This is a genomic window from Delftia sp. BGA-UO-ETr-SB1 (assembly GCF_059567865.1).
Genome location: NZ_JCAQOW010000005.1, coordinates 1,403,310 through 1,421,403, shown reverse-complemented (window position 1 = coordinate 1,421,403; position 18,094 = coordinate 1,403,310). Strand labels below are relative to the sequence as shown.

Below are 18,094 nucleotides of genomic sequence, written 5' to 3'. Positions count from 1 at the left end.
AACGGGCGCGGTGCAACCGGCTCCGTGCAAAGAGCACTGTGCAACGAGAGGCATGCAACCCGCTGGTCACGGCTGCTGCAGGCAGCGCAGCCACAGCCCATCGAGCGCGCGGGCCAGCGCAGCTTCCTGCCGGGGCACGGCCAGGTCCTCCGCGAGGTCTTCGATCATGGCCTCCAGTGGTACGGCATGGGACAGGGTGCGCAAGCCGCATTCCATCGCCAAGGCGGTGTCCAGGTAGACCACGCGCGCACCGGCCACGCCCCAGCGCGTGAGTTCGCGCACACGGCCGACCTGGTTCAGCCGCAGGCGCATCGCCTCCAGCCGCTCGGCCAGGGATCTGCGGATGCGCTCCCCTGTCTCGGGCCGGTCCTCCTCCAGTCTGCGCAGTGCCGCCTCCTGCTGCTCTAGCGTGCGCTCCAGTGCCCGCAGAGCCGCCTCGCGCCCCAGCCGGGCCTCGTCGTAGCGCGGCAGGGCTGCACGCATGCGCTCCAGCGTTTGCTTGCGTTCGCGTGCGTAGACCGGCTCGGCGGGGCGCCCGGAACGCACGCAAGCGTCGGCGGCCAGCACCAGCCGCTGCGGAGCTGCTTCGGCGCCCAGCCCTTGCGGACGGAAGCTGCGGCAGTCTGTCATTTTCTCCAGCATGCGCAGGTCTTCCAGGTGCAGGCGCATGCGTTCCGCGTCCTTCTGGGCCTCAAGCCGATGGCGGCCCAGCATCTCCTGGCGCTGGCGCTCCAGCATCAGCAATTCGCGCCAGCCGCCACGCAGCCGAGCCTCGAACCGCGCCTGCTCGCCATCGGCCGCTTGCTGCAGCTGCTCGGCATCCTGGCGCAGACGCAGCTGCAGGTATCCATGCGTGCCTGATCTCTCGCAGGTGTACTCGACGATGCGCCCGCCGCTTCCATCGCCCACGCTGCGCCATGCACTGCGCGCGCATGCGTTCCTCTCCTGGAGCACCTGGCCTATCGAGACCCCCGATGCACCGCCCCAGGATGCGGCCTGGACCGCCAGCACATCACCGTCGTCACCGCCGCAACCGCCCAGCACCAGTACAAGGCTCGAGGGCAGCAGCCACACTCGTTGCCAACGCATTTGCTCCCCCGTGCATGTGATTTCCAGATCGATGGTTGATATTAACTATCAATCAAAAAGAGATGTGATTTTTATCAATACTCACATCTCAATCAGACCAATCCCATAGCGTTCGCGCATGCAGGATGCAAAGCAACGGTTTGCTCAAAAATTACGTGATTCAATGCAGGCCCAGGGCTATGAAGCCAGGCCTGCGGTGCTGGAGCACGAGTTCAATTCCCGTTTCTGGGGCAAGCCCATGTCCCAGCACGGCGTGCGCCTTTGGCTGGTCGGCAAGACCATGCCCAACGCCAAGAAACTCGCTGCGCTGGCCGACTGGCTGCAGGTGCCGCTGGAGGAGTTCCTGCGCTCGCCGCAGCAGGTTCGCGAGGTGCGCGAGCCCAAGAGCACCTGGTCCGCAGGCCTGGGCTACGAGGACAACGAGCTGTTCAAGATCTACCTGCGCCTTCCCGTGCCCAAGCGCCGGCTGGCGCGCGACGTGATCCTGGCCATTGCGCGCGCCCATGATGCCGAGGAAGCGGAACGCGCCGCAGGCTCGTAGCCAGGCGGCGCGTCGGGTTTGCATTGATCCGGCACCTGCGGGGCACGGGCCCCGCCTGCGCATCAGCCACCCATGGCACGCTGGCGTGCATCGCGCTGGGCAGGCGTTTCGTTGATCAGTTCATTGATCACTTCCTGGCGTGTCTTGCCCGCGCCGGTCTGCGGTGCGGGAGCCGGATAGACGCTGGCATTGAAGCGCGAAGTGCCGCCCTGGCGCACGGCTGCCTCGGCGTCGGCAATCACCTGGGCGCGTGTCTTGCTGCTCTTGAAATGCTCAGGGTGGACGACGGCGCCCGCCTCGTTGTTGGCCGGATGGATGTATCCGGCCGCCGATGCCATGCCGGGCAGCAGCAGCGCTGCCGATGCGGCCAGGCCGGCGATGAGGGTGGCGGGGGTGAAGCGGCGTTGCGACATGATGTGATTCCTTTCAGGCACGTTGGTAATTCGTTCTCCCCACGCCCCGCGATGCGGAACGCCGAGGAGAGGACTCCAATGTAGAAATCACGTGCCCACACCAGCCCCACAGGATGGTGACATTGCTGTCATACAACCGGCACAGATGACCGCGATGACCGAGACACTGCGGCGCCTCGGCGCTCGTCACCCCCGGTACTGCGCACGCGCGCGGCCGGGCGCCAGAGGGTCCAGGCGCACGTCCAGCAGGCCATCGGCATCGCCCGCGATGCGCGCCAGCGTCTGGCCGAAGGGATCGGCGAACTGGCTTTCGCCGCAGAACGCGTAGCTGTCGCCGGGACCGGCGCGGTTGGCCATGGCGATGTAGCACTGGTTGTCCATGGCGCGCACGGGCACGGCGTGGCGATGGATGTGGCCGTAGGGGTGCATCATCCCGTCCATCAGCACGATCAGGTCCACGCCCTGCACGCCCAGGGCGCGGGCCGGTACCGGAAACTCGATGTCGAAGCAGATCAGCATTCCCACTCGCAGGCCGCGCCATGTGCAGACGGGCTGGCGATCCCCGGCCTCGAAGACCCCGTGGTCCGAGTCGTAGAGCATGGTCTTGCGGTAGTGCAGCAGCACCTGGCCATCGGCATCGATCAGCAGGCCTGCGTTGAAGTGGCGGCCCTGGTCTGCTTCGGCCAGGCCGATGGCGACGGCCACGCCGGCTTGCCGCGCGGCCTCGCGCAGCGCAGTGGCCGAGGGGCCGTCCAGCGGCTCGGCCAGCTGCGCCACGTTGTCCGGCCGGGGAAATCCGCTGATGCAGGTTTCGGGAAAGACCAGCAGGTCGGCCTGACCCGCGCTGGCCCTGATCGTCTTCAGCGTCATCGCCAGGTTGCCGGCAATGTCGCCGTCGCGCAGACGGGGCTGGATGATGCGGATGCGGTGCTCCGTCATGGTGTGCGCTCCTTGAGATGCAAAGGGTGGCTGTCCTGCCGCGGCTGGCAACTGGCGGCCTCCTCGGCCTGCAGATCCAGGTTGCGGGCCAGCACCCAGTAAAGGCTGCCGGCTACGAGAATGCCCGGCAGCCAGGCGAAGTCCACGCCGCCCAGCCGCTGCGCAGCCCAGCCGACGAAGACCGCATGGCCATCCGTGGCGTCGTGGATGTGGAAGAAGGGCACCATGGCCGCAAAGCCGCCCAGATAGGCGCAGATGCCGCGCCAGCCCCAGGCGCCGTAGATGCCCTGTGGCGTGAAGAAATCGGCGATGGCGTAGCGGCCCTTGCGCACCAGGAAGTAGTCCACGAGGTTGACCGCCGTCCATGGCACCAGGAAGTACAGCAGCAGCGCCAGGAAGGAGTGCAGCAATGCCACGCCGCTGCCCTGGATGGACAGCACGCACGCGAGGATGGTGGCGCTGATGGCGGCGATGGCACCGATGCGTGCACCGAGTGTGCCGAGTGCTTCGCGTGCACCGCGTGCACCGCGTGCGCTGCGTGTGGGGCGCAGGCCGCCCAGCGAATCCGCGGCCGTGAGCACGGTCAGCGCCGCGCTGTAGGTGTTGAGGGCGATGATGGGCACGAAGGCCACGACGGCCAGGGCAGGCAGCAGCCGGTCCGCGCCCGGGAACAGGCCGGTGCCGATCCGTCCCAGCGCCGCCAGCGCGTCGCCGGCCTGCAGCCGCTGCGCCATCCACGCGCCCAGCCCGATCATCCAGGCCCCGGACAGCGATGCGCCCAGGAAGATGGCTGCGATCAGGCGCCGGGGCGCGGTATGGCGCGGCAGGTAGCGCGAATAGTCGGACACATAGGGCGCATAGGAGATGTTGTAGCTGGCCGCGATGGTGAACTGCGCGGCAAAGGCGCTCCATGCGAATCCTGGCAATGGCTCCGGCCGAACGTGCAAGGCGGGCTCGCCCACGCCTGCCAGCAACGCCAGCGTGGCCAGCGCATACAGCGGCAGCGCCAGCATCAGCGCGCAGCGGAAGGCCCTGTGCATCACATCGTGGCCGCAGACCGCCAGCACGGCGCCCACCGCCACGGCCACGCAGGCCGTGGGCGCTGGCGGCAGGCCGAATACGGCCTGCATGCCCTGCATGATGAGCGAGACGTTGACGACGTTGAACCCCGTGAACACCAGCAGCGTGGCGCACAGCGGCAGGGTGACGCCGCGAAAGCCGAACTGCGCGCGCGACTGGATCATCTGCGGCAGCCCCAACTGCGGCCCCTGCGCGCCGTGCAGCGCCATGAACAGCGTGCCGAACATGATGCCCAGCGTCCCGGCCAGGGCGCTCCAGGGCGCCGAGAGCCCCAGCGACGGGCCGACGAAGCCGATGGAAAGCGTGAAGAAGTGGAAGTTGCCCAGGAACCAGAACGGCCCCTGGTCGGCGAGCCGCGCATGGCGCTCGCTGTCGGGAATGCAGTCGATGGACCGGCTCTCCACGGCGATGCGGGCACGGCCGTGCTGTCTGCTGGCGGGGCTGTTCATGGCCTTGTCTCCCTCCCGTTGTCCTTGCTGTTGTGGGACAAATTCTAGGCAGGAGCCTGCCGCCGCTCCATGCCTGATGCGCGACGTTCACATCGACTGGAAAAGATGTTTGGCCAGCCGGCCAGCCCCTGGTGCCGAGGCGGCCGGGCATGAAAAAAGCCCCGCACCGCCTGGCTGCCACAGGGCCTGCCAGGCGGCGCGGGGGGCATGGGGGCGTGGGTGGCGTGCTACGCGGCTGGTGCCGATGCCGTGGGCACTGCGCCGGCCGCGTCCGCCTCCGACGGGTCGTTGCGGTGCACCAGCCGGTACAGCAGCGGCAGCACCAGCAAGGTCAGCAGCGTGGACGACAGGATGCCGCCGATCACCACCGTGGCAAGCGGCCGCTGCACCTCGGCGCCCGTGCCCGTGGCAATGGCCATGGGAACGAAGCCCAGCGAGGCGACAAGGGCCGTCATCAGCACGGGGCGCAGCCGGGTGAGCGCGCCCTCGGTCACGGCGTCGGGCACGCTGGCGCCCTGTTCGCGCAAGGTTCTGATCCAGGAGATCATGACCAGGCCGTTGAGCACGGCCACGCCCGACAGCGCGATGAAGCCCACCGCCGCCGAGATGGACAGCGGTATGTCGCGCAGCCACAGCGCCAGGATGCCGCCCGTGAGCGCGAACGGAATGCCGGTGAAGACCACCAGCCCGTCGCGCACATTGCCGAACATGGCGAACAGCAGCACGAAGACCATCAGCAAGGCCACGGGCACGACGATCTGCAGGCGGCGCGTGGCCGACTCCAGGTTCTCGAAGGTGCCGCCCCAGCGCGTCCAGTAGCCGGGCGGCAGCGACAGGCCTTGCAGCTTTTGCTGTGCCTCGCCCACGAAGGAGCCCATGTCGCGCCCGCGCACATTGGCGCTGACCACGATGCGGCGCTTGCCGTCTTCGCGGCTGACCTGGTTGGGGCCGGGCGCGGTCTCGAACGTGGCCACGGCCGACAGCGGCACGAAGCCGATGCGCCCGTCCGCCCCGCGCGGCAGGGCGATGGGCAGGCGGCTCAGGGCCTGCAGGTCGTTGCGCACGGCGTCCGGCAGGCGCACCTGGATGTCGAAGCGCCGATCGCCCTGGAATACCGTGCCGGCCTCGGTGCCGCCCATGGCGGTGCTGATGGCGTCCTGCACATCGCCCATGTTCAGGCCGTAGCGCGAGGCCTTTTCGCGGTCGATCTGCACGGTGAGCATGGGCAGGCCCGTGGTCTGCTCGACCTTGACCTCGGAGGCGCCCGAAATCTGCTGCAGCATGCCGGCCACGGTCTGGGCGCTTTTCTCCAGCACGGCCATGTCGTCGCCGAAGATCTTCACGGCCACGTCGCTGCGCACGCCCGAGATCAGCTCGTTGAAGCGCAACTGGATGGGTTGGGAGAACTCGTAGTTGTTGCCCGGGATGCGGTCCACCGACGCCTGCACGGCGGCCAGCAGCTCATCGCGCGGGCGCGCCGGGTCGGGCCACTCGCTGCGCGGCTTGAGCATGATGTAGCCGTCCGAGATGTTGGGCGGCATGGGGTCGGAGGCGATCTCGGCCGTGCCGGTGCGCGCGAACACGCGGTCGATCTCGGGGAACTCCTTCTTGAGCGCCTTCTCGATCTGCATCTGCATTTCCAGCGACTGCGTAAGGCTGGTGCCGGGGATGCGCAGCGCCTGGATGGCGAAGTCCCCCTCGTTGAGGTTGGGCGCGAACTCGCTGCCCAGGCGCGTGGCCAGCAGCAGGCTCAGCGCCACGGCCACGGCGGCGGCCGTGAGCACCACGGCGGGCGCGGCCATGACGCGCGCCAGCACGGGCGCATAGCCGCGGCGCGCCCAGCCCATGAGGCGGTTTTCCTTCTCGGCCACCTTGTCGCCCATGAACAGCGCAATCGCCGCCGGGATGAAGGTGATGGACAGCAGCATGGCGCCGGCCAGCGCGATGACCACCGTCAGCGCCATGGGATGGAACATCTTCCCCTCCACACCTGTGAGCGCAAAGATGGGCAGGTAGACCACCATGATGATGAGCTGGCCGAACAGCAGCGGGCGGCGCGCTTCCTTCGCGGCGGCGAAGACTTCATGGAAGCGTTCGCTGCGCGTCAGCGACCGTCCTCGCGCCTCCTGCGCATGGGCCAGGCGGCGCACGCAGTTCTCCACGATGACCACGGCCCCGTCGATGATGATGCCGAAGTCCAGCGCCCCCAGGCTCATGAGGTTGGCGCTGACCTTGTAGTGCACCATGCCCGTGAAGGTGAACAGCATGGACAGCGGGATGATCAGCGCCGTGATCAGCGCCGCGCGCAGGTTGCCCAGGAACAGGAAGAGGATGACCACCACCAGGGCTGCGCCCTCCACCAGGTTCTTCTTGACCGTGGCGATGGCCTTGTCCACCAGGTTCGTGCGGTCGTAGACGGTGATGGCCTTGACGCCCGGGGGCAGGCCCCGGTTGATCTCGGCCATGCGCTGGTCCACGGCGCGCGAGACGGTGCGGCTGTTCTCGCCGATCAGCATGAACACCGTGCCCAGCACCACCTCGCGGCCGTTGTCGGTGGCCGCGCCCGTGCGCAGCTCCTGGCCCAGCCCCACCTCGGCCAGGTCGCGGATGCGGATGGGCTGGCCCTGGGCCGAGCCCACGATGACCTCGCGGATGTCGGCGATGCCGCCGACCTGGCCTGGCGCGCGGATCAGGTACTGCTCGCCCTGGCGCTCGATATAGCCCGCACCCACGTTGCTGTTGTTGCGCTGCAGGGCGGTGACGATGTCGGCCAGCGTGAAGCCGTAGGCCGCCAGCTTCTCGGGCGCTGGCGCCACCAGGTACTCCTTGGCGTAGCCGCCGATGGAGTTGATCTCGGTGACGCCGGGCACGTTGCGCAGCTGCGGCTTGATGACCCAGTCCTGGATCTCGCGCAGGTCCATGGGCGTGTAGGGCGTGCCGTCGGGCTTTTTCGCATCGTCCTCGGCCTCCACGGTCCACAGGTAGATCTCGCCCAGGCCCGTGGAGATGGGGCCCAGCGTGGGCGTGATGCCGGCAGGCAGGCTGTCGCGCGCCTGCTGTATGCGCTCGCCCACCAGTTGCCGTGCGAAGTAGATGTCCGTGCCGTCCTTGAACACCACGGTGACCTGGGACAGGCCGTAGCGCGACAGCGAGCGCGTCTGCTCCAGGTGGGGCAGGCCGGCCATCACCGTCTCTATGGGATAGGTGACGCGCTGCTCGGTCTCCAGCGGCGAGTAGCCGCTGGCCTGGGTGTTGATCTGCACCTGGACATTGGTGATGTCGGGCACGGCGTCGATGGGCAGGCGCTGGTAGTTGTAGATGCCCAGGCCCGCCATGGCCAGCACGGCCAGCAGGACCAGCCAGCGCTGCTCTATGGCGAATCGGATGATGCGTTCAAACATGGAGTTCTCCGTTCATGCCCGCATCAATGGGAGTGCTCGGCCGTGGCCTTGCCCAGCTCGGCCTTGAGCATGAAGCTGCCCTCGGCCACGTAGGATTGGCCGGGTTTCAGGCCTTCCAGCACCTCGGTGGTCTTGCCGTCGGCGCGGCCCACGCGCACCGGCTGGGCGCGAAAGCCCCCCTGCACGGGCACGAAGACCACGGTCTGCTGCTCCATCTTCTGAAGTGCCTGCGTGGCCACGGCCAGCGGCGCCTGCCGGGACGATGCCGTCAGCTCCACGTTCACGAACAGGCCCGGGCGCCACACGCCGTCGGGGTTGGGCAGGGTGATGCGCGCGGGTGCCGTGCGCGTGTCCTGGCCGATCAGGGCGCCCACATAGGCCACCTCGCCCGTGGCCGAGGAGTCGAAGGCCGTGGCGCGCACCGTGGCCTTCTCGCCCACGCGCACGGCGGGCAGGTCGGGCGCGGCCACGCGCATCTCGGCCCAGACGCTGCGCAGGTCGGAGATGGTGAAGACCTGGGTGGTGTCCTGCACGGCCTCGCCCACGGACAGGTGCTTTTCCACGATCACGCCGTCAAACGGCGCGCGCAGCTCGAAGCGGTTGAGTCCGCCCGCACCACCGCCGGCACCGGCGCCCGTGGCGGCCAGCTTCTGCTGGGCGTTGGAGACGGCGATCTCGGCCTCGCGCAGTGCCTGGCGCGCCTGCAGGTAGTCCTGCTCGGCGGAGACCTTTTCCTCCCACAGCTGCTTTTCACGTGCGTAGGTGGTGCGGGCCAGCTCCAGGCGCTTGCTGGCGGCCAGCAGTTCGCTGCGCTGCTCGGACACGGCGGCGCTGCTGAGCACGGCCAGCAGCTGGCCCTTCTTCACGTTCTGGCCCAGGTTGGCGGGAACGCTCTCGGCAATGCCGGCCACGCGTGGCACGACGTGGGCCGTGCGGTCTTCGTTGAAGCGGATCTCCCCGGGCAACTGCAGCACGGAACGCACGGTGGCCGGACCGGCCTCGGCCAGGCGCACGCCGGCCGCCTGCATGCGCTGGGCGTCCATGGCGATCAGGCCTTCGTCGTCGCCATGGCCGGCTTCTGCAGCCGGTTTGGCGGCAGGTTGGGCGGCAGGCTTGGCCTCGGCTTTTTCCGCCTTGGAGTCTTCATGGTGTTCATCGTCGGCATGGCCTTCATCGTGCTTGTGGCCATCGGCAGCGGCTGCACCGTGGTGCTCGCCATCGGCATGGCCTGCGGCCTCGCTGTGGCCGTGGCCATGGCTGTCGGCCTTGGCAGCGCCCGGCGTGCCGCTGCGCAGGATCAGCGTGGCGGCCAGCGCGCCCAGGGCCAGGATGACGGCAATGGCCACGAGGGTGCGGCGCGGTCCGAGGGGGGAGGAGGAGGGCTTGGTGTTCATGGTCTGGATGCAATCAGGTTGCTATCGGAATCAGAGGCCGGATTCGGTGCCCAGCAGGCGGTCGATGTCGGCGGCGGCGCGGTGGGTGGCCAGCAGCTGGTCCAGGTACTGGCTGCGCGCCTCGGACCAGGTGCGTTGTGCGTCCAGCACGTCGAGGTAGCCGAACTTGCCCAGCGCAAACCCGCGCGAGGCCAGCTCGTAGGCCGTGCGCGCCGTGGGCAGCACCTCCTCGGCCAGCTGGCGGGCCTGCTCGCGGCTGGCCTGCAGCAGCTCGCGCGCCTCGAACAGCTGGGCCTGCAGCTGAACGCGCGTGGCCAGCAACTGCTCCTCGGCCTGGTCGGCCAGGCGCAGCGCCTGCAGCTGGTTGCCCCGGTTGCTGTCGAGCACGGGCAGGGGCACGGAGACGCCGACCACGAGCTGGTTGCGCCCGACCTCGGCGGCGCGCTTGACGCCCAGGCTGACGGTGGGATCGGGCAGGCGCCGCGCACGCTCCAGGTCGGCCGTGGCGCGGCTTTGCTCCAGCGCCTGGCGCGCACGCAGCACGGCGGGCGCCTGTTCGATGCGCTGCTGCAGGGCTGCCAGCTCAGGCAGCTGGGGCAGGGCGTCCACAGCGCCCTCGGCCTGGCCGAAGGGGCGCACTCGCTCGCCCCACAGCGCCTGCAGCTGGCCGCGCGCCACGCGCAGGCCCGAGCGGGCCTGGGCCTGCTCCAGGCGGGCGCCGGATTCGGCCACGCGGGCCCGGGTTTCCTCCAGCGGCGCCACCTTGCCGGCCGCCACGCGGCGGGCTGCGGCCTCGCGCGCGCTGCTGGCGATCTCCAGCGTCTGCCCGGCCAGGACCACGCGCTGCTGCGCAGCCAGCACGCCGAAGAAGGCCGTGCCCACGTCGGCGCGCAGCGCAGCCTCGGCCCCCGCCAGCTCGGCCTGCGCCAGGTCGCGCCCGCGCTCGGCCACGCGCATGCGGGCCTCGCGCTTGCCGCCCACTTCCAGGGTCTGGTTCAGTTGCACGGTCAGTGTGCGGGTGCTGCGGCGCGTGTCCTCCTGCGACCAGGCCAGCTCGGGGTTGGGCCGGGCACGGCTTTGCAGCACGGCGCCATCGCTGGCCTCCAGCGCACGGCGGGCCGCACGCAGGCCGGGGTTGCCGTCCAGCGCCAGGGCCAGGGCCTGCTGCAGATCCAGCGGCGGGCCGGCCGGTGTGGACTCGGAAACAGCGGCTGCAGATGGCGCAGCCGCATTGGCAGGCTCGCCCGCCTGCACGGCGGCGCAAGCGGTCAGCACGGCCATCACCAGCAGGGCGCGCGGCCCGGGCCAGGCGCTCCATGGTGCGTGGGAAGCCGTCCTCGACGGAAAGGACGAAGGGAAAGACATACACGGACTCCTTGCCCGCGCGCAGGTCAGGCCTGATCGTTCATCAGCCGGTCAGGCCGCTGCGGCGGGCGCGCACGGCCCATGGCCGCTGAGCGCGAGGGGATTTCAGGGGAATGCCGGTCCGGGGCAGAAACAGGGCCATGCCCGGCCGGCGGCTGCAGGGGGCGTCAGCCCTGCCAGCGGGGCCGATCGGGGCGCAGCAGCACGGCCGAGGCATGGCGGCGCAGCGGCTCGGCGAATGGCATGGGGGGAGGCGCCACCGGCGCGGCCTTGGCGTAGTGGGTGGCGACGGCCACCCAGGCATGGCACATGGAGCAATCGACGCTGAGCGACGACGGCTGGCCCTGGTCCGCCTTCTTTGCCGGTTGCCCAGGTTCGGCGCCAGCGCCCGGATCTGCGTTGGCATGGCGCTCGGCGCCCATGCCATGCAGGCTCACGCCGTGGACATGGTGGCCGAAGTGCCGGGTCTCATGCCCGTCGTGCCGGCACAGCGCAGCGGCCGCCATCCAGCTCCACTGGAACAGCAGCGCGATCACGAGGACGGCGAGGGCGGCGAGACGGGGCCGGGTCATGGAGGAGGGCATGGGGCAGGTGGGGATTGTCGTGCATGGCGTTTGCCCACAACCACGACTCCCCCAAGCCGGCGAGTCTAGGGCCGTGCGGCGACCTGTGGCTGTCGGGCACATGACAAATTTGTCATCTTGGCAAACCATGCCCTTCCCCGACAATGCTCGGCATGAAAGTCCTGGTCATCGAAGACGAAATCAAGCTGGCCGACTACCTCCGCAAGGGCCTGACCGAGGAGGGGTTCGTGGTCGATGTCGCGCACGACGGCATCGACGGCCTGCACCTGGCCACCGAGCTGGCCTACGACCTCATCGTGCTCGACGGCATGCTGCCCGGCATCGACGGCCTGGCCGTGCTGGCGGCGCTGCGCCAGTCGCGCCAGACACCGGTGCTGATGCTGACGGCGCGCGGCCAGGTGGAAGACCGCGTGCGCGGCCTGCAGGGCGGCGCCGACGACTACCTGGTCAAGCCCTTTGCCTTCTCCGAACTGGTGGCGCGCATGCATGTGCTGCTGCGCCGCAGTGTCGGCACGGCGCATCCGGCGGCCGAGGCCACCATGCTGCGCATGGCCGACCTGGAGCTGGACCTGATCCGCCGACGCGCCACGCGCGCCGGCCAGCGCCTGGACCTCACGGCCAAGGAATTCAACCTGCTGAGCCTGCTGCTGCGCCGCCAGGGCGAGGTGCTGTCGCGCACCGAGCTGGCCTCCCAGGTCTGGGACATGAATTTCGACAGCGAGACCAATGTGGTCGAGGTGGCGGTGCGCCGCCTGCGCCTGAAGCTGGACCAGCCCTTCGAGCAGCCGCTGCTGCACACGGTGCGCGGCATGGGCTATGTGCTGGAGTCGCGCGCACCGTGAACACCAAGGCCCCCGCCGACATTCCCCACCTGGGCCGGCGCCTGTCGCGCTGGCTGGCGCTGCAGACCATGCTGGGCCTGGGCCTGGTGTGCGCGGCCGTCTACGGGGTGGCATCGATGACGCTGGAGCAGCACCAGCACGAGACGCTGGACCTCAAGCAGCAGGCCGTGCTGCACCTGATGACGGAAAGCCGCAGCGCCCACAACGAGGCCGGTCTGGCCCACATGCTGGACGACTTTCTCACGGGCCTGGACGAGATGTCGCTGCGCATCACCGACCTGCAGGGCCGCGTGATCTACGAGCGCCTGCGCATTCCCAAGACGCCGGGCCGCACGCTGCAGCGCAGCTTCGAGGTGGTGCTGGCCGACAGCGGCCAGCATGCACAGGCCCAGCTCACCCTGGACCGCGCCGACGATGACCGGCAGCTGTCCCTGCTGGCCTGGACGCTGGCCCTGGCCGCCGTGGGCGGCGCGCTGCTGGTGTCGCTGACCGGCATCTGGCTGGTGCGCCTGGGCCTGGCGCCGCTGCGCGAACTGACCGAGCAGACGCGCAAGCTGTCCGCCCAGGACCTGCAGCGGCGCCTGGACGACAGCGGGCAGCCGCAGGAGTTGCGCCCGCTGATCGCGCAATTCAACGCCTTGCTGGAGCGGCTGGCCGTGGCCTACCGGCAGATGGAGGCCTTCAACGCCGACGTGGCCCATGAACTGAACACGCCGCTGACCACGCTGATCAGCAGCTGCGAGCTGGCCCTGCGCAAGCCGCGCAGCGAGGCCGAACTGCGCGAGGTGCTGGCTTCCAACCTGGAGGACCTGCGGCGCATGGCCGGCATCGTGGCCGACATGCTGTTTCTCTCGCAGGCCGACCGGGGCCAGGGCGCGCGCCTGGCGCCCTGGGCCAGCCTGGCCGCGCTGGCCCATGAGGTCATCGACTTCCACGAGGCCGCGCTGCAGGAGGCCGACCTGCAGGTCGTCGTCCAGGGCGACGCGGCCGCCGAGGTCGATGCGCGGCTGCTGCGCCGGGCGCTGTCCAACCTGCTGGGCAATGCCACACGCTATGCACAGCGCGGCTCCACCATCACCGTGCAGATAGGCGCACGGCCCTGTGCCCACCACGGTGGCGCCGGTGATGTGGCGCTGGCGGTGCTCAACCGGGGCCCGACCATAGCCCCCGCCGACCTGCCGCGCCTGTTCGACCGCTTCTACCGGGCCGACGCCGCGCGCAGCCAGGCCGACCGCAACCATGGCCTGGGCCTGGCCATCGTGGCCGCCATCGCGCGCATGCACGGCGGGCGCTGCTTTGCCGAGTCCGAAGGCGGCTTCACGCGCATCGGCCTGGAACTGCCCGATAGCCCGAGCCCGCCGCGCGATTCCCCGGCCTGAACACAGGCACCGGAGCGGCGGCACAATGGCGCCCCATGACGCAAGACGCCCCCTCCTCCTACGCAACGCTGCTGGCCGAAGGCAATGCCCTGGTGGCCCAGGCACAGCGGGCCGCCACCCAGGATTTCGCCCAGGCCCGGGCGCTGTGGCAGCAGGCCGGCAAGCACTTCTACCTGGCCCACAAGGCCGACCCCGACCAGGCCGAGGGCGCGTTTCGCCTGGCCCAGGCCTGGATGGCCGAAGCCCATGCGCTGCAAAAGGAAGAATCGCCAGACGCCGTGGTGATGTGGCGCAACGCCGCCGCGCAATGCGAGCTGGCGTTCGATCTGGAGCCCGAAAACGGCCGCCTGGCCATGACGGCGGCCAGCTGTCACATGTTCGGCGGCCAGCATGACGCGGCCAAGGCCTGGCAGCAGATCGGCCAGCACCTGCTGCCGCCGGCGCCCGAAGGCGACGGCGCCTGAAGCCAGGCTACAGCGCGATCAGCTTGAACACGGCCCGCGCCGTGCACACGGCCTGGCCCGCGCTGTCCAGCACATTGCCCTCGCAGAACACGGTGCGCGCGCCTGCGCGCAGCACGCGGGCCTCGATCAGCAGGTCGGTGGTGGCCGAGGCGAGGAAATGCGTGCTCATCTCGATGGTCACCACGCCCAGCCCCAGCGGGTTGGACGAGCGCGCGGCCGCGCTCAGCGTGAAGTCCAGCGCGCTCATCAGCGCGCCGCCATGGCCATGCCCCCGGCTGTTGGCCAGGTGCGGATGCATGGGCAGCCGCGTGCGCGCAAGGCCGGGCGCCAGGCTCACGGGCTCCAGGCCGATATGGGACATGAAGGGCACGTCGATGCCGAAGTAGCCGCGCGCCAGCGCGGCGGCCTCCAGGTCCGGGGCTGTGGAGATTCCAACGGCGTTCATCCGATCTCCGCAATCGCCTGGCCTTCGGCCACCGGCTCGCCCACGGCCACGAGCATGCGGCGCACGACGCCTGCCACCTCGCTTTCCACGGGAATCTCCATCTTCATGGACTCCACGATGATGAGGGTGTCGCCCAGGGCGACGGTGCCGCCTTCGGCGGCTTCCACAGCGGCCACGAGGCCGGCGATGGGGCTTGTGATCATGTTCGGGGTGGTGGTCATGGGTAGGGCTTTCAAAGGTGGGCCAGCACGCGCTGGGCGATGCCGGTGTCGATGCGCAGGTCCAGGAAATCGGCGTGGCCCAGGATGCGTTCGATGAAGGGGATGTTGGTCTTCACGCCCTCGATGCGGGTCTGCGCCAGTGCCTGGCGCAGCCGTGCGATGGCCTGGGCGCGGTCGCTGCCATGGGCCACGAGCTTGGCGACCATGGGGTCGTAGAAGGGCGTGACGCTGCAGCCCTGGGCATAGCCGGTCTCCACGCGCAGGCCTTCGCCCTGGGGCATCTCGAAGCGGTCCAGGCGCCCCGGCGAGGGCAGGAAGCGCACGGGGTCTTCGGCATAGATGCGCGCCTCGATGGCATGGCCGCGGGCCACGGGTTCGGCGGGCAGCACATCCCGCATGCGCTCGCCGGCGGCCAGGCGGATCTGGGCCTCGACGATGTCGATGCCCGTGATCTCCTCGGTCACCGCATGCTCGACCTGCAGCCGCGTGTTCATCTCCAGGAAGACAAAGCCGTGCTGCGGCGTGTAGAGCATCTCCACGGTGCCGATCACGTCATAGCCCGTGCGCGCCAGCAGGCCGGCCAGCAGTTGCCGCATGTCGGCCAGGGCCTGCGCGGGAATGCCTGCGGGGCGGGCCTCTTCCACCACCTTCTGGTGGCGGCGCTGCACCGAGCAGTCGCGCTCGAACAGCACGCGCACCTCGCCATGGCGGTCGGCCAGCACCTGGAACTCGATGTGCCGCGGCGCCTCGATCAGCTTTTCCAGGTACAGCTCGGCCGTGCCGAAGTACTTGGCGGCAATGCCGCTGGCCTTGGACCAGGCGGCCTCCAGCTGCGGTGCATCGTGCGCGGGCAGCATGCCGATGCCGCCGCCCCCGCCTGCGGGCTTGACCAGCACGGGAAAGCCGATGCGCGCCGCCTCCTCCTGCGCCTCCTGCAGGCTGTGCAGCACGGCCGAGCTGGCCGCCTGCGGCATGCCCTGGGCGGCCATGAAGGCCCGCGCCTGGGTCTTGTGGCCCAGCGTGCGTATCCAGTGCGGCGAGGGGCCGATGAAGCACAGGCCCTGGCGCTGCACGGCCTCGGCAAACTCCGCGTTCTCGGAGAGAAAGCCGTAGCCCGGGTGCACGGCATCGGCCCCCGTCTCGCGCGCCACCTGCAGCAGCCGCGCCCGGTCCAGATAGCTTTGCGCGGCGGGCGCAGGGCCTATGCACACGGCCTGGTCGGCCGCGCGCACATAGGGCAGGCCGGCATCGGCCTCGGAGTACACGGCCACGGATTCAAGGCCCATGCGCCGCAGCGTGCGGATCACGCGCGCGGCCACGGCGCCCCGGTTGGCGACCAGCACGCGGCGGATGGGGTGCGGGGCGCCGCTCATGCCGCCTCCGAGGACAAAGCTGGCGCGGCGGCCACGGCCACCACCGCATCGACGATGACCGGCGCCTGCGCGCCGCGCGCCACGAGCACGGGATTGGCATCGACCGACTGCACGCGCCCGCCCTGGGCCAGCATCCAGTCGCCCAGCCTCACCATCATGGCGGCCATGGCGTCCAGCTCCACGGCCGGCATGCCGCGCACGGCCGCAAAGGCCGGGGCGATGGACAGGCGCGCAAGGGCATCCTGCGCCTGCCGCGCACTGAAGGGAGCCACGAGGAATTGCACGTCCCTGAGCGCCTCCACCAGCACGCCGCCCTGGCCGACCATGACCACCACGCCGAATTCGGCATCCACATGGGCACCCAGCGCCAGCTCGAAGTCGGCCCTGTGCTGGGCGCCCAGCAGCAGGCCGCCATCGGCCGCGCCCAGGCGGGCCAGCGTGGCGGCGAAGTCGCCAAAGGCCTGCAGCGCCTGCTCCGCCTCGCGGATGTTCAGCCGCACCAGGCCATGCTCGGACTTGTGCGAGAGATCGGCGGACACGCCCTTGGCCACCAGGGGCCGTGGCAGGGACTCGATGGCGGCGCGCACCTCGTCCTCGTTCCTGCAGACCAGATGGCGCATCACCGGCAGGCCGGCGCGGGCCAGCTCGGACAGGCTGGAGGGCTCGTCAAGCGTGAGGGAGCGGGAGGCCGCCACCGGCACCGATGCCTCGGCAGACGGCGCCTGTGCCTGCCTGCCACCGGCCTGCTCGGCCAGCAGCGCCAGGCCGCGCATGGCGGCGCGTTCGCTCCAGAAGGTGGGCACGCCCTGGTCTTGGAAGGCCTGGGCCACCCAGTCCTGGTTGACGCTGACCGCAATGGGCACGCCGGTGTCGCGCGCAAAGCGGCTGGCCTGGCCCGCGAAGTCGGCAAAGTCATAGCCCTCGCCGCCGATCGGGAAGCCCACGTGCACCAGATCGGCGGCACCGCTGCCCGACAAGGCCCGCAGCGTGTCGCCAAAGGTCTGCGGCCTGCCCAGCAGGGCCGTGGTCATGTCGATGGGATTGCGCGCCGTGACATAGGACGGCAGGGCCTGGGACAGGCCGTCCAGCGTGGCGGCATCGAACGGCTCCAGAGCCAGTCCGTATTCCTCGGCCGCGTCGGCCGACAGCACGCAGGTGGCGCCCGAATTGCTGATGCTGACCACGCGGCGACCGCGCGGCGCGGGCTGGGACAGGAACAGCGGCGCGTAGTCGATCAGCTCGCGGAAGTCGGCCAGGCGCGGTATGCCGTGCTGGCGCAGGAAGGCATCGGCCAGCGCGTCCTCGGCCGCCAGCGCGCCCGTGTGCGAGCTGGCCGTGGCCTGGCCTGCGCGCGTGCGGCCGGCCTTCACGGCCAGGATGGTGACGCCGCGCGCATGGGCAAGCCGCGCGGCCTCGGCCAGCCAGGCGCTTTGCCGCAGCGTCTCGATGTAGAGCACGACCAGGCGGATGCCTTCGTCCTCGACCACGGCGCGCACGGCTTCGGCTGCGCAGACATCGGCCTCGTTGCCCGTGGACAGCATGTAGCGCACGCCGATGCCCGCGCGGCGCAGGCCGCCGTAGAGAATGGCCGCGCCCGCACCGCTCTGGCTGACGATGGCCACGGGGCCGTCGGCCGGCGCGTTCTCGTTGATCATGGTCGAGAAGTTGAGGATGGCGCCCGTGGCGAAGTTGGCCACACCCTGGCAGTTGGGGCCGAACAGGCGCAGCCCGCCGCCTGGCGCCCGGCGCGCCCGCGCCACCAGGTCGGCCTGCTGCCGGCGACCCTCCTCGCCCAGCTCCGCAAAGCCCGAGGAATAGATCACGGCCAGGCGCGCGCCCACGGCCACGCAGTCGTCGATGGCGGCGGCCACGTCCTCGCCGGGCAGGCTGATGACCACGGCATCGGGCGCCTCGGGCAGCGCGCGCAGCGAGGGGTAGGCGGCCAGGCCCTGGACCTCGGCGCGCTTGGGATTGACGGGCAGGATGCGGCCTGCGAAACCATGGCGCCGCAGGTAGTCGATGGGCCGGCCACCGGCCTTGATGGGGTTGTCGGAGGCGCCAAGGATGGCGACGGAGCGGGGGTTCAGTGCTTGCAACAGTGACATGCGTACCTCA

16 protein-coding genes are annotated in these 18,094 nt (G+C 70.1%); 4 read left to right on the top strand and 12 right to left on the bottom strand.

The features are described 5' to 3' along the window. Nucleotides 1–66: 66 nt before the first annotated feature. On the bottom strand, nucleotides 67–1,089 hold the full coding sequence (locus AC57B5_RS16570) for a hypothetical protein (protein WP_496399948.1): 1,023 nt from the start codon (nucleotides 1,087–1,089) through the stop codon (nucleotides 67–69). A gap of 118 nt (nucleotides 1,090–1,207) precedes the next feature. Here AC57B5_RS16570 and AC57B5_RS16565 point away from each other — a divergent pair, with 118 nt between their 5' ends. After that, a complete protein-coding gene (locus AC57B5_RS16565) occupies nucleotides 1,208–1,630 on the top strand; it encodes a hypothetical protein (RefSeq protein ID WP_063327414.1) in 423 nt (140 codons plus the stop codon). Nucleotides 1,631–1,692: 62 nt separating this feature from the next. Here the strand turns inward: AC57B5_RS16565 and AC57B5_RS16560 are convergent, their stop codons facing one another. From AC57B5_RS16560 to AC57B5_RS16530, 7 genes are all read right to left on the bottom strand, one after another. After that, a complete protein-coding gene (locus AC57B5_RS16560; protein ID WP_012203017.1) occupies nucleotides 1,693–2,043 on the bottom strand; it encodes a DUF4148 domain-containing protein in 351 nt (116 codons plus the stop codon). Between the two features lie 186 nt (nucleotides 2,044–2,229). After that, entirely contained in the window at nucleotides 2,230–2,982 is a 753-nt protein-coding gene (locus AC57B5_RS16555) for a carbon-nitrogen hydrolase family protein (RefSeq protein ID WP_496399947.1), read from the bottom strand. Then, complete coding sequence (locus AC57B5_RS16550; protein ID WP_496399946.1) at nucleotides 2,979–4,511, bottom strand: purine-cytosine permease family protein; 1,533 nt, start codon at nucleotides 4,509–4,511, stop codon at nucleotides 2,979–2,981. Before AC57B5_RS16550 ends, AC57B5_RS16555 begins: the two co-directional genes overlap by 4 nt. A 227-nt stretch (nucleotides 4,512–4,738) precedes the next feature. After that, nucleotides 4,739–7,912 (bottom strand): efflux RND transporter permease subunit, encoded by a 3,174-nt coding sequence (locus AC57B5_RS16545; protein ID WP_199960527.1) that lies wholly within the window; start codon nucleotides 7,910–7,912, stop codon nucleotides 4,739–4,741. A gap of 23 nt (nucleotides 7,913–7,935) precedes the next feature. Further along, nucleotides 7,936–9,306, bottom strand: coding sequence for an efflux RND transporter periplasmic adaptor subunit (locus AC57B5_RS16540; RefSeq protein WP_071954220.1), 1,371 nt, complete (start codon nucleotides 9,304–9,306; stop codon nucleotides 7,936–7,938). A gap of 30 nt (nucleotides 9,307–9,336) precedes the next feature. Next, nucleotides 9,337–10,671, bottom strand: a complete 1,335-nt coding sequence (locus AC57B5_RS16535; protein WP_496399945.1) for a TolC family protein — start codon at nucleotides 10,669–10,671, stop codon at nucleotides 9,337–9,339. A 167-nt stretch (nucleotides 10,672–10,838) separates the two neighbouring features. Continuing rightward, the gene (locus tag AC57B5_RS16530) at nucleotides 10,839–11,243 is read right to left on the bottom strand and encodes a hypothetical protein (protein WP_063328026.1); all 405 of its coding nucleotides are present in this window, start codon (nucleotides 11,241–11,243) and stop codon (nucleotides 10,839–10,841) included. Nucleotides 11,244–11,407: 164 nt separating this feature from the next. Here AC57B5_RS16530 and AC57B5_RS16525 point away from each other — a divergent pair, with 164 nt between their 5' ends. Genes AC57B5_RS16525 through AC57B5_RS16515 form a run of 3 tightly spaced genes read left to right on the top strand, consistent with a single transcriptional unit; the run spans nucleotide 11,408 to nucleotide 13,940 of the window. Next, nucleotides 11,408–12,097 carry a heavy metal response regulator transcription factor gene (locus tag AC57B5_RS16525; protein WP_169807217.1) on the top strand — a complete coding sequence of 230 codons (690 nt, stop codon included), beginning with the start codon at nucleotides 11,408–11,410 and terminating at the stop codon, nucleotides 12,095–12,097. Beyond that, nucleotides 12,094–13,476 (top strand): heavy metal sensor histidine kinase, encoded by a 1,383-nt coding sequence (locus tag AC57B5_RS16520; protein ID WP_496399944.1) that lies wholly within the window; start codon nucleotides 12,094–12,096, stop codon nucleotides 13,474–13,476. Before AC57B5_RS16525 ends, AC57B5_RS16520 begins: the two co-directional genes overlap by 4 nt. A 35-nt stretch (nucleotides 13,477–13,511) precedes the next feature. Further along, nucleotides 13,512–13,940 carry a hypothetical protein gene (locus tag AC57B5_RS16515; RefSeq protein WP_016446659.1) on the top strand — a complete coding sequence of 143 codons (429 nt, stop codon included), beginning with the start codon at nucleotides 13,512–13,514 and terminating at the stop codon, nucleotides 13,938–13,940. 7 nt (nucleotides 13,941–13,947) lie between these two features. On the opposite strand, the gene AC57B5_RS16510 is transcribed toward AC57B5_RS16515, so the two are convergent. From AC57B5_RS16510 to AC57B5_RS16495, 4 genes are read right to left on the bottom strand one after another with little or no spacing between them, the layout of a single operon-like run. Beyond that, nucleotides 13,948–14,385, bottom strand: a complete 438-nt coding sequence (locus tag AC57B5_RS16510) for a PaaI family thioesterase (RefSeq protein ID WP_013804406.1) — start codon at nucleotides 14,383–14,385, stop codon at nucleotides 13,948–13,950. Further along, nucleotides 14,382–14,606, bottom strand: a complete 225-nt coding sequence (locus tag AC57B5_RS16505; protein ID WP_012203026.1) for an acyl-CoA carboxylase biotin carboxyl carrier protein subunit — start codon at nucleotides 14,604–14,606, stop codon at nucleotides 14,382–14,384. Before AC57B5_RS16505 ends, AC57B5_RS16510 begins: the two co-directional genes overlap by 4 nt. 11 nt (nucleotides 14,607–14,617) lie before the next feature. Next, complete coding sequence (locus tag AC57B5_RS16500; protein WP_496399943.1) at nucleotides 14,618–15,979, bottom strand: acetyl-CoA carboxylase biotin carboxylase subunit; 1,362 nt, start codon at nucleotides 15,977–15,979, stop codon at nucleotides 14,618–14,620. Then, nucleotides 15,976–18,084: an acetate--CoA ligase family protein gene (locus AC57B5_RS16495; protein ID WP_496399942.1), complete on the bottom strand. Its 2,109-nt coding sequence runs from the start codon at nucleotides 18,082–18,084 to the stop codon at nucleotides 15,976–15,978. Before AC57B5_RS16495 ends, AC57B5_RS16500 begins: the two co-directional genes overlap by 4 nt. Nucleotides 18,085–18,094: the final 10 nt, after the last annotated feature.

Coding starts and splice junctions, on each gene's coding strand:
- AC57B5_RS16570 (WP_496399948.1), bottom strand. CDS start 1,089: ATGCGTTGGCAACGAGTGTGGCTGCTGCCCTCGAGCCTTGTACTGGTG.
- AC57B5_RS16565 (WP_063327414.1), top strand. CDS start 1,208: ATGCAGGATGCAAAGCAACGGTTTGCTCAAAAATTACGTGATTCAATG.
- AC57B5_RS16560 (WP_012203017.1), bottom strand. CDS start 2,043: ATGTCGCAACGCCGCTTCACCCCCGCCACCCTCATCGCCGGCCTGGCC.
- AC57B5_RS16555 (WP_496399947.1), bottom strand. CDS start 2,982: ATGACGGAGCACCGCATCCGCATCATCCAGCCCCGTCTGCGCGACGGC.
- AC57B5_RS16550 (WP_496399946.1), bottom strand. CDS start 4,511: ATGAACAGCCCCGCCAGCAGACAGCACGGCCGTGCCCGCATCGCCGTG.
- AC57B5_RS16545 (WP_199960527.1), bottom strand. CDS start 7,912: ATGTTTGAACGCATCATCCGATTCGCCATAGAGCAGCGCTGGCTGGTC.
- AC57B5_RS16540 (WP_071954220.1), bottom strand. CDS start 9,306: ATGAACACCAAGCCCTCCTCCTCCCCCCTCGGACCGCGCCGCACCCTC.
- AC57B5_RS16535 (WP_496399945.1), bottom strand. CDS start 10,671: ATGTCTTTCCCTTCGTCCTTTCCGTCGAGGACGGCTTCCCACGCACCA.
- AC57B5_RS16530 (WP_063328026.1), bottom strand. CDS start 11,243: ATGACCCGGCCCCGTCTCGCCGCCCTCGCCGTCCTCGTGATCGCGCTG.
- AC57B5_RS16525 (WP_169807217.1), top strand. CDS start 11,408: ATGAAAGTCCTGGTCATCGAAGACGAAATCAAGCTGGCCGACTACCTC.
- AC57B5_RS16515 (WP_016446659.1), top strand. CDS start 13,512: ATGACGCAAGACGCCCCCTCCTCCTACGCAACGCTGCTGGCCGAAGGC.
- AC57B5_RS16510 (WP_013804406.1), bottom strand. CDS start 14,385: ATGAACGCCGTTGGAATCTCCACAGCCCCGGACCTGGAGGCCGCCGCG.
- AC57B5_RS16505 (WP_012203026.1), bottom strand. CDS start 14,606: ATGACCACCACCCCGAACATGATCACAAGCCCCATCGCCGGCCTCGTG.
- AC57B5_RS16500 (WP_496399943.1), bottom strand. CDS start 15,979: ATGAGCGGCGCCCCGCACCCCATCCGCCGCGTGCTGGTCGCCAACCGG.
- AC57B5_RS16495 (WP_496399942.1), bottom strand. CDS start 18,084: ATGTCACTGTTGCAAGCACTGAACCCCCGCTCCGTCGCCATCCTTGGC.